This window comes from Vibrio gazogenes (assembly GCF_002196515.1).
GTDB lineage: Bacteria > Pseudomonadota > Gammaproteobacteria > Enterobacterales > Vibrionaceae > Vibrio > Vibrio gazogenes_A.
In genome coordinates this window covers 423,652-440,216 of record NZ_CP018835.1, presented here as the reverse complement: position 1 = coordinate 440,216, position 16,565 = coordinate 423,652, and the positions used below count along the sequence as shown (strand labels likewise).

Here is a 16,565-nt window from a genome sequence, read left to right as displayed (position 1 = left end):
AGCTTTGACGCATATCTCAGGTTCGCCGGGTCGAAATCGATAGAATGCCGCATTCGTTGTGAAAATAACCGAACGTGATATTAACGCGAGAGAATAGGGAAGAACGCCCAACCTCATCTGGCGGTTGTCCCGTTGTGTCGTTTTGTTTTTGTGTTGGCATTTTGCCGGCATTTTTGATTTTTGGATTTAAATTTTAATGGAGGATTTTATGTCCTATCAATTTGCGTTGATTGGCGATATTGGTGGCACGAATGCCCGTCTAGCATTATGCGAACTGGCATCAGGGAAAGTGAGTCACGCCAGAACATATGCCTGTGCCGAATATCCGAGTCTTGAGTCCGTAATCAAGCATTATATTGACGACTCAGAAGTGGCAATTCAGCAAGCCTGTATTGCGATTGCTTGTCCGGTGCAGGGCGACTGGGTTTCGATGACCAATCATAGTTGGGAATTTTCGATTGAAACCCTGCAACATAACTTGGGGCTGGAAACATTTCAGGTGATCAATGATTTTACGGCGGTTTCGATGGCGATTCCGGTGCTGGCAGCATCCGATGTGGTGAAAGTGGGGCACGGGGCTGCTGTCGAAGGAAAGCCGATTGCCGTTTATGGTGCCGGTACGGGGCTGGGTGTGGCGCATTTGTTGCCAGTCGGGGAGCAATGGCTCAGCCTGCCGGGGGAAGGTGGCCATGTGGATCTGGCTCCGGGAAGTCCGGAAGAAGACCGGATCTTAGCCGAGCTGCGTAAAGATTTTGGTCGCGTTTCAGCGGAGCGATGTCTGTCGGGACAAGGGATTGTTAATCTTTATCATGCGGTGGTTCGTGCTGACGGACGTACACCGGAAGCATTCACTCCGAAAGATGTGGTTGAACACGCACAGGCAGACACGCAAGCGGACTGTCGCAAAGCTTTGCATCTATTTTGTGTCTTGATGGGACGTTTTGCCGGCAATCTGGCATTGAATCTGGAAACTTTTGGCGGGGTTTACATTGCCGGTGGCGTTGTGCCGCGCTTTGTCGATTTTCTGCTGAACTCTGAATTCCGGACTGCATTTGAAGATAAAGGTCGGTTCAATACTTACCTAGAGAATATTCCCGTTTTCCTCATTACTCATAAAGAGCCGGGACTACTGGGTGCCGGTGCTTACCTGAGACAATCACTCGGTCTGTCTTTATCGGCGGCGTGAATTTGAGCGAGGTGTTCACAATCACAAATTGAATCACACAACGCGTCACGCATTACTGTTACCGGAGGTTGCCAATCACCATGTTGTATCTGACTTGTGTCAATGCAGACGGCCTCCGGAACAGTCGCTTCCTGCATCAATCGTTTTCTCTTGAACTAACAGTTTTCTCTTGAACCAATAGCTTTCTCTTGATCCAATGGTGAATTTATCAGTGCGAAAACTGATAGAACCACAACAACGCAAAACATAATAACAGCATGGTAATCGCGTAACGCCAGTTCATTTTCAGCAGGCTGATCGCACTGATGTCATAGCGGGATTGAATACTAAGCTGAACACCGGAGAACGGAGAGAGTAAGATGCCGAGCGACCACCCCATCAATAACGTCATGCCTAACAGGTTCGGATCATGAACCGATGGTGCAAGCAGGCTTCCGGCGAGTACCACGCTGGTGACCGGATGCATCCCCGTCATTGCCAGCGCAACCAGAATCATCACGGTCATACTTGCCTCCATGGGGCCGAAATGTGCCGGGGCGAGGTGGATATCCAGAGATGCCAGCGTTGCAGCCGTTCCTGATGCCAACAACGCGGCGGATGCGAATAACACCACCTCACCCGCGGAGCCGACAACGCCTGACTCTATATGTTGCTTGAAGCGAAATAACCCTTTGATGCCATCACGGATGAGTAACCAAGTAAAAATAAACAGGATAGCAGTCAGCGTGACCAGGGTCAGAACGCTGACTTGCGGTTGCCATTCATGCATTCCGATCACGATGAAAGCCAGTAAACAAGGCATCCACAGTGAGTGACGGGCAATCGGATAACCGTGTAGCTCGCCAGCATCCGGTTGTCTGAGAATTTCCCAGGCACTGAAAGCGATTGCGGCAATGCTGATCGGAATCCCATACAGCACCAGTGTGCTCAGTTGTGCGCCGGGCGAGCTGATCAGCGCTAATCCCATTGCGGCAAAGAAAGGCGACCAGAATGCGCAGATACAGAATGCCCGGAGCAATAATATTCCCTGTAGTGGTGTCATACGGCGCTGACTGGCAAGTCGATCTCCGACAATAATCACCGAAGACATATTTAACACGGCACCGAAGAGATGTGTGCCAAGCAAGGTCCGCAGCAGCGCCCCTTTACCTTTTGGCAAATTTTCTTGGCTATGGATACTTGCAGTGGCAAAAATTTTGAGAAAACCGACCCCAATCAGCATATTAATGACTTTTTGATTGGCTTCTATCGCTTTGAAGACGTAAGTCATGTTAGCTTGATTCAATACCCCGAATAGCAACCCTGTTAAACCGATTCCCAGTAAAATGAATATTTGCCTTTTTTGGGCGGCTTTCAGGCTCGGAATTAACACGCAGGAAGCCAGCCAGATCGGGATGCCAGCCCAGTACACCGGAACTGAATCACTAAATGTGGATGTGACGGAGAGCACTAAACTGAGCATCAACATCCAGCCACAGAGTGTTGCTATTTTTTCTTTCATGTTGAATTACCGTAACAAATTAAATTACTGTAACAAACACATGCATCGTACATGGCTAGAAGAGCTCTATCATATCAGGCGCGTACACGGGTTGACATTGATGCATGAAAACAAGGGTATAAGAACAACAGACAAACAGAGTTAATAGGAGATTAATCTCATATAAAACTGTGTATACCGACAATCATACGCATTGATAAATCACACAGCAATACATTCTTTAGAGATGAATCGCGTTTGTTTGCAACATTTCATTATGACTGCCTTACTTTTGAGAATAAAAGGCATGAACCGCATACAAAGTGGCGGTATTGGATGATGTCGTCTAGCGGTAAATGAGAGACGGTAGTCCAGAATGTCGACATCGCTGTCCACAAAAGTGCATGCACTGTCCATAAAATGGAATAACGGATCAGCACAAATTTGTGATAACAATTACTTTTACAGGTTTACATATCGTGGGTAAACTCGATGATGAATGCGAATGATTCACGAATCTTAGCGGCTAGGCAACCAAATGGTGACAGAGGAACAGGGATGAGTAGTGGGAAATGCCATGAACAAGCAACTGCTTGTGATCACTGTGACTGGGTGAATGTGATGCCAGCGATGCAGGCTGGCGAACAACTGCATTGTGCCCGTTGTGGGCATTTGATCGTCACGTGTCATCCGAATGCACCACAGCAGTTGCTGAGTAACGGATGCTCAGCCGTGCTGATGTTCATCATGTCACTTTGTTTTGTGTTTCTCGGGTTTTCTTCGCAAGGCAGTCATCAGCGGATCACCTTGTTAGATTGTATTTATGGCCTCATGGGCGAACATTATATCTCACTGGGTATTATTGTGACACTTACTTTGCTGGTGTTACCGGTCGTCTATCTAAGTGCGGTACTCTTGACTGCTCTGGCCTTGCGTCAAGGGCGAATGAAACCTATCCATTATGGATTGGCCCATACAATCAGCGCGCTCCAACCTTGGTTGATGGTCGATGTCTTCCTGCTCGGCGGGTTAGTTGCTTTAGTTAAACTGCATAGCTTGGCTGAAATTGAATTGGGACTGTCTTTTTGGGCTTTCTGTGCTTTTACTATCTGCTTATTCAGAATGGTCTCTTTTGTCGATAAGCGCTGGATTTGGCATTGTTTATGTGGCCCGGCACCGTCGGTCGCTGTCCGTTCCGGCTCGGCATTATCTCAGGGGCTGAAAGGGTGTCAGTATTGTGGGGCATTGGTGCCTGCGGACACGCATAAGTGTTCCCGCTGCCATCATATTCTCCATCAGCGTAAACAGGGCAGCCTCAATCGTACGCTCGCGTTATTATTTGCATCTTGTGCATTATATCTTCCTGCGAATATGTTTCCGATTATGATTACGACCTTTCTGGGGAGTAGTGAGCCGTCAACCATCATGGGCGGTGTTATTTTATTGTGGGGAATGAAGTCATATCTCGTGGCCGGTGTGATTTTCGTGGCCAGTATTTTGGTGCCGGTGATGAAAATTTTGATGTTGTTCTGGCTCTGTTGGCAAATCCGGTTTGGTCATGGCGAGCATGAAAAACCGACTCAGCAGATCTACCACATCACAGAATTTATCGGCCGCTGGTCAATGGTTGATGTATTTGTGGTTGCGATTTTGTCAGCGTTGGTTCAACTGGGGGCGATGATGAATATTATTCCTGGTGTTGCCGCTATTTCTTTTGCTGCTGTGGTTATTCTGACTATGCTGGCAGCAATGTCGTTCGATTCCCGCCTGATCTGGGATAAATCTGAGGAGATAACCATTTGAGTCGCTCATCATCTGTTACGGAATCCGCTCACCGGATGCATTTTAATTCGATCTGGTTCGTGCCTTTAATTGCCGCAATTGTCGCCGGGTGGATGTTGGTCGAAAACTGGTCCCAGCAAGGGCCGGAGATTATCGTTGTCGCAGAAAATGCAGATGGTCTGGTCGCGGGGAAAACCAAAGTGAAAGCGCACAATGTCGATGTCGGAGAAGTCACCGACATCCATCTCAGCGATGACTTTAATCATGCGATCATCCGCATCCGGATGGAGCAGGGTTCCGAGGCGATGTTAAACAGTAGAAGCAAGTTCTGGGTGGTGAAACCCAGAGTCGGTAAAGAAGGTATCAGTGGGTTGGGGACGATTCTTTCCGGTGCATATATCAACGTCCATCCGGGAAAAGATGGTGAAAAACGTGAACGTTTTACCATGTTGAAACAACCTCCGTTATCGACGGCTGATAATGAGGGGATTCGGCTAAAACTCTATTCGACGGACAACGCGAAAATGGAAGTCGGATCACCGGTCCATTTTCGGGGATTTGAAGTTGGCTATATTGAGAATGTTGGTTTCGATGTGAAACGAAAAGCGATTACATACCATATCTTTGTGAATGCGCCTTATGATGCTTTGGTTCATAGCAATGTGCAGTTCTGGATGACACCCGGACTGGTGGTTGAGGGAACCGCAAAAGGGGTGGAAGTACGGATGGACTCTTTACAGACCCTATTCTCCGGTGGGATCTCATTTGGTACCACAAACGCGAGGGATTCCGGTTCACCCGTTAAAGATTTAACCGAGTTCCGCCTGTTTTCTTCTAAAGAAGCTGCCGCCAATAATCGCTATGACAAATATATTGATTACATCATGTTAGTTCAGGGGAGTATCAGTGGCTTACTTCCGGGGGCTCCGTTGGAATATAACGGGATTCGTCTGGGGACAGTGGAAGAAGTACCATTTCGTAGCGGTGGAATTGAGAGTGCAGAGGATATTCGTATGCCGTCGATTCCGGTTCTGGTCCGTTTGGAGCCGCAAAGAATCGAGACGCATTTGAGTACGAAAACCATCAAGCTGGATGAGTGGCGTGAGATGTTGGCACAAGGGTTTGAGCAAGGCATGCGTGCGACGTTGAGTAGCAGTAATTTACTGACCGGTGCAAAAGTGGTGTCGGTGGTGTTTGTCAAAGATCCTAAACCGATGAAGGAAACAACCTATCACGGATATCCGGTTTTCCCGACGGTCAGTAACTCTCTGGCTTCAATGCAGGAAAAAATTACACTGATTCTCGATCATCTGGCTGCGTTGCCGATGGAGAAAACCGTCGGGCAACTCAATCAAACACTCGTTGCAGCTGATGACACCTTTAAAGAGTTACATGAAGCGAGCAAAAGCCTGAAAACGTTGCTGTCACAACAGAGTACACAGGCCATTCCAGATCGGTTGGTGGGGGCATTGGAAACTTTGAATGAAACGTTGAGTGACTATCAGGCACAAGGCGCTTTAGGACAGAATATTCAGCAAAGTCTTGATGCCGTACAGCGTAATCTTGAAACATTATATCCATTACTCCAGGATTTACGTCGCCAGCCGAACTCGATTATTTTCGGCAAACAGAGTGAAGCGGATATTGAGCCGAAAGTCAAAGAAGGGAGTCGGGCGAAATGAGATTGACAAGGCGAGTTGTCGCGCTAGCGGTTATGCTGATCCTACTCGGTGGATGTGCGAGTAACACCCCATTAGAAACGACGCAATATCTGCTTCCGATGCCGGAGCAGGTTCCGGCGTTGAAAACATCGGCCAAGATGAAGATGAGTCAGCCGATTCAAATCAAAGCAATCAAGATGCCGGGATATCTGGAAAAACCCAATATTGTCATGGTTGATCCCGACGGACAGGTTTATCTGGCATCACAACATTTATGGGCTGAATCACTGAGCTCTCAGTTGGAAAAAATGACATTGAGACGGCTGAAAGAGCGATTACCGATGTTCACATGGATTCCTTCTTATCAATATATCCGGCCTCACTTACTGCTGGATATTGAAGTTTATCGCTTTCATGCTGACAGGCATGGAAAAATCACAGCATCCGGGCACTGGTCACTTTGGTCATCGTCAAAACAGTTGCTCCATGAAGCATCATTTGACCGCGTGGAGATGATGCAACAGAGTGGTTATCCAGCCATGACCCAACAACTTTCCCATCTTTGGCTGACTCAAATTGTTGATCCGATTGCGACAACATTAGCGGCTCGCCAGTAAATTGTCTCTGACACCGGATTGGAATCACGGTCCGGTGTTTTTCTCTCTGTGTCGTGATGGTCTCATCGCGTCATCAACGCCTGTTGATTTCAATTGTTCTCTTTTTTACACCGCCATTTTCGACACCGCCATTTTCGACACCACTATTTTCGACACCACCATCTTTGACACTGGCATACGACGATGAATATCGCTTTTATCGCCCTTGTGACTCATCAAGCGTATTCAATGCTGTTAAAAAAGGAAAAATGACGATTTTTATCCCGCTACTGTACGAATAAGTAGGATGAGATCTCGGTATTGAGTGATGATTAAGTGCAATATATTCGGTATGGGCGTCTGTTTCATGCCTGAGTCAGAGACGTTTCATGTATTTCTTTTGTATTTTTGTTCTGCTCATCTATCGCGAGAAAATAAGCGTATCAATGAATACGAAATGAAATTGGTCATAAAAATTTGGGTAAGTCTTAAACATTTATTTGGTCGTAAGACATTGAATAAGTAATAACAAAATCATCAGGGGGACGCGATTCCTCCGTCACGTCATTATGAGTTATTAATTCAAATAACATATAAAAATATTTCACAAACTTAGGGAGTACTTCCTATGCAATTGAGTTTGAAAAGGAAAATCGTTCTTTCGGTGGTTGCTGCAATTACATTGACAACCACCATTTTAGTTACCATCAGCTATCAATCATTTAAGCAAGACAGTTGGCGTGCGATTCAGAGTGAAAGCCACAATGCATTACAGGCTTATGCGAAAGGCATTGCCGGATGGTTTCATGACAAGCAACTGGCTATCGAAGGATTAAAAGCAGAAATCGAACGCGATCCGTCTTTAGATGTCGTCCCTCATTTAAGACAAACGTTGAAATCTGGTGGATTCGGTTTGAGTTATTACGGTAACGAGAAAGGGGAGATGTTCCGGCAAGATCCTTCGCTGAACAAACCCGGTTACGATCCCCGAGTCAGGGGTTGGTACAAACTGGCGAAGTCAAAGAACGAAGCCGTCACGACTGAACCGTATGTCAGTGTGACGACGAAAAAGTTGGTTGTGACTCTGGCCGATCCGGTTCGGCAGAATGGTCAGTTTATTGGTGTTGCAGCGTCCGATCTGGCGTTGGATCAGTTAACGCATGATGTCTTAAACATGAAAGTCTTAGGAGATGGCTATTCGATTCTGGTGAATAAGAAAGGGAAATTCGTTGCTCATCCGAACAAAGACCTGATCCTGAAACCTATCCGTGACGCGATCCCACAATTGAATACTCAGTCTTTGTCTCAGGCCGCTGATTCCGGGAAACCACTGTTCGTCGATATCGACGGTCAAGATAAAGTGGTGATGGGGCAGAATATTGCACACACCGACTGGATGCTGATCATGATTATGGATCGGGCCACGTTGGAACAACCGATGAATTCGTTGTTGCTGAATCAAATCATTATTGCGGTGGTGATCCTGATAGTCATTGCCCTATTCATATCATGGGTACTCTCCCGACAGCTCAAAGGGATTGGTGATATTAGTGAAGCGCTGGCTGAAATTGCCGAAGGTGATGGTGACTTGACCAAACGTCTGGACGTTAATCGTCAGGATGAAGTCGGTATGCTGGCTGACCGATTTAATCAGTTTGTCGATCGGCTTCATACGATGGTGAAGAACGTTCACGATGTGTCGGTTGCCCTGAATGAAAAAGCGGACAGTGCGGCATCGGCTGCGAAAACACGTAGTCAGCAGTTGAAGACCCAGCAAGATGAAATCACTATGGTTGCAACGGCGGTGACTGAAATGGCTTCTGCGACGGCTGAGATTGCCGGTAATGCTGACAATACAGCGAAAAGTGCCAACCAGTCAGTCGAGTTGGGTGCGGAAGGTTATGCGCAAATGCAGAAGAGCCTGAAGTCGATTAACCAGTTGGCTGAAGAACTGACACATGCGGCCGGGATTGTCGGTGATCTGGAAGCTCATGCGAATGAAATCTCAACCATTCTTTCGACGATTCGGGCGATTGCCGAACAGACCAACCTGTTAGCCTTGAATGCTGCGATTGAAGCGGCGAGAGCGGGTGAGCAAGGGCGCGGTTTTGCCGTGGTTGCCGATGAAGTGCGCGTACTTTCGCAAAGAACACATGCATCCACAGAAGAAATTCAGTCGAAGATTGAAGGATTGCAGAAAGTCACCAACAATGCAGTCGAAGTGATGCAGGCCAGTCATCATTTGGTTGATGACAGTGTACAAGATTTCAATCACACGGGTGACAAACTGCGAATGATTAGTGAATCAATCACGCTGATCAGTGACATGGCAACCCAGATCGCTTCCGCAGCAGAAGAGCAGTCTTTGGTGACTGCGGATATTAATGGGAATACCGAGTCTGTCCGGGAAGTGAGTGATCAGATGACCCATGAAGCGCAATTGGCGGCCGAAGAAGCGCAGGAAGTCCATCGTTTGATGACCGAGCTGGGACGAGAAATCTCCCGCTTCAAACTCTGAAATGTGGTCAATCATTCAATGATGGTCATGTCATTATTAGTCAGCAATAGACCGGCAGCTTTCTCTCTTGAGCTGACCCAATGATTGATCTGATTGCGGCAACATGAGCAACTTGCCAGTGACGCATCTCTGACACCGGATTCGAACCACGGTCCGGTGTTTTTCTCTCCATTTCGTGATGGCCTCATCACGTCATCAATGTCCGTTCACTTCAATTGTTATACCCAAGTAACCTCAAGATGCAGGATTGAAGCACTCCCGAAGAGCGAGTTCACCGAACTCAGAGACTGTGCTAGAGATTCTCGCCATAGAATGGCTATGACTCAAATCTCTGCCTTGCCTCTGAGCCCAGTGATTCTCGCTGAAACTGCATCTTGAGGTCATTTGGGTATATCTTTATTCCCGAACGATTGTCTGGTTTACAACAATAAGCATCGCTTTTATCAATATTTTTCCTCAAGAAAACGTGATTAATGTCGCTAAAAGAATGAAAGTGACGGTTTTTATCTTGTGAGTGTACCAATAGAGAGGATGGGTGCTTGATATGAAGCGATATGATCGAGTGCCGTGTATTCGATATGGGACGTTTTTTAATGCTTGAGTTAGAGACGCTTCACATAACTTTTCTTGTATTTTTGTATTGTTATCTATTGCGAGGAAATAAAAGTATCAGTGAATGCGAAATGAGTCGGATGTAAGAATTGGGTAGATCGTAAAAATTGAATCAGTAATCAAAAAAATTATGGACAGGGGACCGCGATTCCTCCGTCTCCTCATTATAAGTTATTGATGTAAATAACAGATAAAAATATTTCACAAACTTAGGGAGTGCTTCCTATGCAATTGAGTTTGAAAAGGAAGATTGTTCTTTCTGTGGTTGCTGCAATTACATTGACAGCAACTATTTTAGTTGTCATCAGCTATCAATCATTTAAGCAAGACAGTTGGCGTGCGATTCAGAGTGAGAGTCGTAATACATTACAGGCTTATGCGAAAGGCATTGCCGGATGGTTTCATGACAAGCAACTGGCCATCGAAGGATTAAAAGCAGAAATCGAACGCGATCCGTCTTTAGATGTCGTCCCTCATTTAAGACAAACGTTGAAATCTGGTGGATTCGGTTTGAGTTATTACGGTAACGAGAAAGGGGAGATGTTCCGGCAAGATCCTTCGCTGAACAAACCCGGTTACGATCCCCGAGTCAGAGGCTGGTACAAACTGGCGAAGTCAAAGAACGAAGCCGTCACCACTGATCCGTATGTCAGTGTGACGATGAAAAAGCTAGTTGTGACTCTGGCCGATCCGGTTCGGCAGAATGGTCAGTTGATTGGCGTTGCAGCGTCGAATCTGGCGTTGGATCAGTTGATCCACGACGTCTTAAATATGAAAGTATTGGGAAACGGCTATTCGATTCTGGTGAATAAGAAAGGGACAGTCGTTGCTCATCCGAACAAAGACCTGATCCTGAAACCTATCCGTGACGCGATCCCACAGTTGAATACTCAGTCTTTGTCTCAGGCCGCTGATTCCGGGAAACCACTGTTCGTCGATATCGACGGTCAAGATAAAGTGGTGATGGGGCAGAATATTGCACACACCGACTGGATGCTGATTATGATTATGGATCAGGCCACGTTGGAAAAACCGATGAATTCGTTGTTGCTGAATCAAATCATCATTGCGGTGGTGATCCTGATAGTCATTGCCCTATTGATATCATGGGTACTTTCTCGACAGCTCAAAGCAATTGGTGACATTAGTGAAGCGCTGGCTGAAATTGCCGAAGGTGATGGAGATTTGACCAAACGTCTGGACGTTAATCGTCAGGATGAAGTCGGTATGCTGGCTGACCGATTTAATCAGTTTGTCGATCGGCTTCATACGATGGTGAAGAAAGTTCACGATGTGTCGGTTGCCCTGAATGAGAAAGCAGACAGTGCGGCATCGGCTGCGAAAACACGTAGTCAGCAGTTGAAGACCCAGCAAGATGAAATCACCATGGTCGCAACGGCGGTGACTGAAATGGCTTCTGCGACGGCTGAGATTGCCGGTAATGCTGACAATACAGCGAGAAGTGCCAATCAGTCAGTCGAGCTGGGGACGGAAGGTTATGCGCAAATGCAAAAGAGCCTGAAGTCGATTAACCAGTTGGCTGAAGAACTGACACATGCGGCCGGGATTGTCGGTGATCTGGAAGTTCATGCGAATGAAATCTCAACCATTCTTTCGACGATTCGGGCGATTGCCGAACAGACCAACCTGTTAGCCTTGAATGCTGCGATTGAAGCGGCGAGAGCGGGTGAGCAAGGGCGCGGTTTTGCCGTGGTTGCCGATGAAGTGCGCGTACTTTCGCAAAGAACACATGCATCCACAGAAGAAATTCAGTCGAAGATTGAAGGATTACAGAAAGTCACTAACAATGCAGTCGAGGTGATGCAGGCCAGTCATCATTTGGTTGATGACAGTGTACAAGATTTCAATCACACGGGTGACAAACTGCGAATGATTAGTGAATCAATCACGCTGATCAGTGACATGGCAACCCAGATCGCTTCCGCAGCAGAAGAGCAGTCTCTGGTGACTGCGGATATTAATGGGAATACCGAGTCTGTCCGGGAAGTGAGCGATCAGATGACCCATGAAGCGCAATTGGCGGCCGAAGAAGCGCAGGAAGTCCATCGTTTGATGACCGAGCTGGGACGAGAAATCTCCCGCTTCAAACTCTGAAATGTGGTCAATCATTCAATGACTGTCACATAATAAGAAAGCCCCGGTCAACCTTTGAGCGGGGTTCTTTTTTTTATGAGCTCGTTTATGTTTATGTTTATGTTTATGTTTATGTTTATGGGCAAGTTTATGGACAAAGTTGTCATAAAAAAGATGATAAAGGGAAATAAAAGATGAAAATTATCAATGCACGTTTAAGAGGTTCTGAAGGGCTATACTCGATTCAAATTGAAGCGGGGATATTTCAAAAGATTCAATTGCAGTCTGGTCTGCTTGAGGACCATGCGGATATTGATGCCATGGGGAAATTATGTTGCGCCCCGTTTGTTGAACCTCACATTCATTTAGATGCGGTGTTGACTGCTGGTGAGCCGCGCTGGAATATGAGTGGTACGCTCTTTGAAGGGATTGAGTGCTGGGCGGAAAGAAAGGCATTGCTGGATATCGATGATGTCAAACGACGTGTACTGACTGCGGCTGAGTTGTTGATTGCCAATGGGGTGCAGTATATACGTACTCATGTTGATGTGACCGACCCTGAATTAACCGCGCTGAAAGCGATTAACCAACTGAAACCGATCCTTCAGCCCTATCTTGATTTACAGATCGTGGCTTTTCCTCAGGAAGGTATTTTCTCTTACCCGAATGGTAAGGCATTGATGGAAAAAGCATTAGAGATTGGCATTGATGTCGTCGGTGGTATTCCGCATTTTGAATTTACCCGGGAATACGGTGTTGAGTCGATGCACTGGGTGGTCGAATTTGCCCGTCAACACGGCAAGTTGGTCGATGTGCATTGTGATGAAATTGATGATGAAAACTCTCGCTTTCTTGAGGTTCTGGCAACGGTCGCGTTAGAACAGAATATGGGGTCTAAGGTCACTGCCAGTCATACAACGGCTATGCACTCGTATAATAATGCCTACTGTTCCAAATTATTTCGCTTACTGAAAAAGTCACAGATTAATTTCGTCTCCTGTCCGACGGAGAATATGCATTTACAGGGACGTTTTGACGAATTTCCGAAACGGCGAGGGATTACTCGGGTCAAGGAACTTCATCGAGCAGGAATTAATGTTGCCTTAGCGCAAGACTCGATACAAGACCCATGGTACACCTTAGGAAATGGGAAATTATTACGTGAATTAGATTTTGCCATTCATGCTTGCCATATGATGGGGTATGAAGATTTAGTGAACGCATTAAGTTTTATTACCGACCATGGTGCTCAAGTGTTAAATATTGCTGATCAATATGGGATTGCGGAAGGGAAACCCGGGAATCTGATTATTTTGGATGGCACTGATGATGTCTCTGTTGTGAGAAATCAGAGTGATGTGCTTTGGTCAGTCAGAGCCGGAAAAGTCCTTATTGAGCGTCAGCCATCAATATTGAGACACTTGGTTAAAATCAATTCTTGAGGGCAACATTGTTGATGATTTTGTAATCTAAACAAGTTAACCTGCTATAAATAACTTATTAAATAATAAATTGATGATGCGTATTTTATTAAGCCTTCCGCGGTAGTTGGGAGGCGGTTAAAAAACAATGCTAAATATGATTTGAGAATTCGCGGCTATGAATCGTGCAAATTCGCCTTTGGAAAATGAGCGACATTTATTGTGGATTATTCAACTGGCACCAATATTTGTTGTTGGTTGTTTGGCACTTGTGCTGAACGGTTATTTATATGAAGCCGATCGGCAACGGTTAGCTGATAATAGTAGTGCGTTGTACCATGAAATGATGCTCTCAGAGAAGTTGCTGACGCAGCAGCATGTCGCATTAATTCATAAAGAATTTGACCGACAAAAGGCTTACTTGATGCAACACCTTCAGTATCAAGTCCGTCAACGGGTTTACGATGCGTATGAGCTCATTCGTCATCTTTATCATCAAAACAATGCTCTTTCTCCGGAAGAAATTAAACTCGCGGTCACACAAGCGCTTCAATCCCAAGGCGAGCTCCCTCGTTCTGGCTATTTCTTTATTCAGTCCCGTCATCAGTCGGGAATGTTGCGTGCACAGCCAGACAATATTCAACTGTTACCTGCCTCTTTCCATCCCGATACCTCGGTCTCGGAAGATTTTCTGAGACAGATTGAACGTCAGGGAGAATCTTTTTTTCGTTGGGATGTTCAGTCCCAATTCCCCTCATCTCTGTCGAAGCCAAGCCAGAGAGAGAAAATGGGATTTGGCAAGTATTTCTCTCCATTGGGGTGGGTTGTCGGTGCGGTTGAGAATGTCGCGGATATGGAACACAACGTCCAACAGTCATTACTGAAGTGGATTAATCAATACCCTTATGAACATGTTCGCCACCAAAACGGTGGTGCGTATATGATAGCGGTGGTTGATCAGAATGGTCGCGTATTGGCAGATAATGAATCTACTTATATAGGCAGACAGTTGAAAAACATATTGTCCCCTGAAGGGGACGCCAATACTTGGCAGTCATTGGTACAATCACATCTTCCCAATCGTTTCGTGCGCGGAAAGATGATGTTCAGTGACAGCTCGGTGGGCGATGAATCCATGCTTTATATAGAAAGTCTGGGGAATTGGGGATGGCATGTTGTCGCCGGATTCCCGATGGTGCGTTTTGATGGTTACTTCCAGCAGAAATTCACCCAGATCAAACAGAAAAGTGATCAGGCCTTATGGAATATCGTCATTTTCAGCGTATTGTTCTCAGGTATCGTTTTACTACTGTCTTTTTATATCGGTCGATTGATTGCAGGCCGCTTCCACCGATATCAGGAAAAGATTCGTCAGCATATTGAGCATGTAGAAGATTCCCGGGATCAAATGCATTTTATGGCCATGCATGATGTATTGACCTCATTACCCAACCGAATGATGTTTTTAAAGGGGATTAAAAAGGAAATATTCAGACTGCGTGCGCAATCTCAGGTGCAATATCTGGTCATTGTATTTGTTGATCTGGATGAATTTAAGAAAATTAATGATACCTATGGCCATGCAGTAGGCGACCAGTTATTAATGAACGTCGCTGAGCGTTTTCGTCATTTGCTGGGTGAGCATGACTTGGTTTCAAGGTTCGGAGGAGATGAGTTTGTTTTCTGCTTTTCTGCACTCTCTCACAAAGCGGATGCGGAACATAAAGTCTCGCGGATACAACGGGTGTTCGATGAGCCTTTTGAATTAAGCGGAACACAATTACAAACGACATGTAGTATCGGCGCAAGTTTGTACCCCGATGATGGACAACTTGCCGAGGAATTATTAAATAAAGCCGACGTTGTGCTGTATCAGGCGAAGAAAAAACAGAGGGGGAGTGTCGTTTTCTACAATCAGGAGATTCATGCACATTTACAACATTTTCTTGCGATTGAAGCGCAGCTACAACATGCCTTACGTAAACATGAAATGTTTATTTGCTATCAGCCGTTAGTCCATGTCAAAACGTGGAATGTACTTGGTCTTGAGGCTTTGGTGCGGTGGAATAATGATACGCTTGGGACGGTGAAACCAGAGGAGTTTATCCATATTGCGGAAGATACCGGCCTGTTTTATACCTTGGGGAACTATATTTTTGAACGCGCTTGCCGCGAAGTCCTGACGTTGAGCCCGAATGGGCGTTATGCGTTAAGTCTGAATGTCAATGTCTCCGCTAAACAGCTTCTGACTCCGGGATTTGTCGATGACATTGTGGCGATCATTACGCACGTAGGGATTGATGTCAGCCGTATCCATATTGAAATTACAGAGAGTGTTTTTATCCGCGAGTTTCAGCAGGCCAAAGCGGTGTTATTCTCTTTGAAACGGGCTGGGATTCGTATTTCGCTGGATGATTTTGGCAAAGGCTATTCCTCCCTGAGTTATCTTAGCCAGCTCCCGATTGATGAGGTTAAAATTGATAAAAGCTTTATCGATAAAATGTTATGTAGTGAAGAGAGTCGTGCTCTGATTAAAACCATACTGGCGATTGGGCAGTCAGCCCATTTTGGTGTGGTTGCTGAAGGTGTCGAAACTCATGCGCAGCTGCTGGCATTGACTAATCAGACAGCGGCAGGGTGTCTGGTTCAGGGATATTATTTTGACAAACCCATGAGTGTTGAAATGATTCAGCAAAGAATACGCTCTTCGAAGCGCTGGGACTGTCAGCCTCATTAAGATTTATGAGAACAGCCCCTAGACAGCTGGATATCCTTATTGCAAGATGAAGCAGTTTCTATGCACAAAAGGATATATCATGTTTAGTCACATCGTCGTTGGTTCAAACGATATTGAAAAATCGAAAACGTTTTATGATGCAATTTTGGCTACTTTAGATTACCCGGCAGGCGTAATTGATGAGAAGGGGCGTTGCATGTATGCCAACTCCGAGGGCATTCTGATTGTTACACCGCCCATTAATGGTCAGGAAGCAACACCGGGGAATGGGATGACGATAGGTTTTAACGTTTCAAGCCCAGAACAAGCTGATGCGTGGCATCAGGCGGGCGTCGAAAATGGTGGCGTTACCTGTGAAGATCCACCAGGGGTACGTGCTTATGGTGAGCGGAAGTTATATCTAGCTTATCTGCGCGATCCGTCCGGTAATAAACTGTGTGCCGTTTATCGTATTGCTTCATGATATCCGTCTGTTGAT

11 protein-coding genes are annotated in these 16,565 nt (G+C 45.9%); 9 read left to right on the top strand and 2 right to left on the bottom strand.

What is annotated here, in order from left to right; translation table 11 throughout:
* Positions 1-208 precede the first annotated feature (208 nt).
* Positions 209-1,186, top strand: a complete 978-nt coding sequence (gene glk, locus BSQ33_RS01965; protein ID WP_021021937.1) for a glucokinase — start codon at positions 209-211, stop codon at positions 1,184-1,186.
* Positions 1,187-1,394: 208 nt separating this feature from the next.
* Here the strand turns inward: glk and BSQ33_RS01960 are convergent, their stop codons facing one another.
* Positions 1,395-2,687: a hypothetical protein gene (locus tag BSQ33_RS01960; protein WP_232471943.1), complete on the bottom strand. Its 1,293-nt coding sequence runs from the start codon at positions 2,685-2,687 to the stop codon at positions 1,395-1,397.
* Positions 2,688-3,224: 537 nt separating this feature from the next.
* On the opposite strand from BSQ33_RS01960, the gene BSQ33_RS01955 reads away from it, so the two are divergent.
* The 4 genes from BSQ33_RS01955 to BSQ33_RS01935 all read left to right on the top strand — a co-directional run bounded on the left by BSQ33_RS01955 (position 3,225) and on the right by BSQ33_RS01935 (position 9,223).
* Positions 3,225-4,469 (top strand): PqiA/YebS family transporter subunit, encoded by a 1,245-nt coding sequence (locus BSQ33_RS01955; protein ID WP_021021939.1) that lies wholly within the window; start codon positions 3,225-3,227, stop codon positions 4,467-4,469.
* Positions 4,466-6,130: an intermembrane transport protein PqiB gene (gene pqiB, locus BSQ33_RS01950; RefSeq protein WP_021021940.1), complete on the top strand. Its 1,665-nt coding sequence runs from the start codon at positions 4,466-4,468 to the stop codon at positions 6,128-6,130. Before BSQ33_RS01955 ends, pqiB begins: the two co-directional genes overlap by 4 nt.
* Positions 6,127-6,726: a PqiC family protein gene (locus BSQ33_RS01945; protein WP_088133141.1), complete on the top strand. Its 600-nt coding sequence runs from the start codon at positions 6,127-6,129 to the stop codon at positions 6,724-6,726. Before pqiB ends, BSQ33_RS01945 begins: the two co-directional genes overlap by 4 nt.
* Positions 6,727-7,333: 607 nt before the next feature.
* Positions 7,334-9,223, top strand: a complete 1,890-nt coding sequence (locus BSQ33_RS01935; protein WP_088133139.1) for a methyl-accepting chemotaxis protein — start codon at positions 7,334-7,336, stop codon at positions 9,221-9,223.
* 11 nt (positions 9,224-9,234) lie between these two features.
* Here BSQ33_RS01935 and BSQ33_RS21510 read toward each other — a convergent pair whose 3' ends face one another.
* On the bottom strand, positions 9,235-9,411 hold the full coding sequence (locus tag BSQ33_RS21510) for a hypothetical protein (RefSeq protein WP_157721343.1): 177 nt from the start codon (positions 9,409-9,411) through the stop codon (positions 9,235-9,237).
* 649 nt (positions 9,412-10,060) lie between these two features.
* On the opposite strand from BSQ33_RS21510, the gene BSQ33_RS01930 reads away from it, so the two are divergent.
* The 4 genes from BSQ33_RS01930 (at position 10,061) to BSQ33_RS01915 (ending at position 16,550) form a co-directional block, all read left to right on the top strand.
* The gene (locus BSQ33_RS01930) at positions 10,061-11,950 is read left to right on the top strand and encodes a methyl-accepting chemotaxis protein (RefSeq protein WP_088133138.1); all 1,890 of its coding nucleotides are present in this window, start codon (positions 10,061-10,063) and stop codon (positions 11,948-11,950) included.
* Between the two features lie 173 nt (positions 11,951-12,123).
* Positions 12,124-13,371, top strand: a complete 1,248-nt coding sequence (gene codA / locus BSQ33_RS01925) for a cytosine deaminase (RefSeq protein WP_088133137.1) — start codon at positions 12,124-12,126, stop codon at positions 13,369-13,371.
* Positions 13,372-13,528: 157 nt separating this feature from the next.
* A complete protein-coding gene (locus tag BSQ33_RS01920) occupies positions 13,529-16,087 on the top strand; it encodes an EAL domain-containing protein (protein ID WP_021021272.1) in 2,559 nt (852 codons plus the stop codon).
* A gap of 79 nt (positions 16,088-16,166) precedes the next feature.
* A complete protein-coding gene (locus BSQ33_RS01915; protein WP_021021273.1) occupies positions 16,167-16,550 on the top strand; it encodes a VOC family protein in 384 nt (127 codons plus the stop codon).
* Positions 16,551-16,565 lie beyond the last annotated feature (15 nt).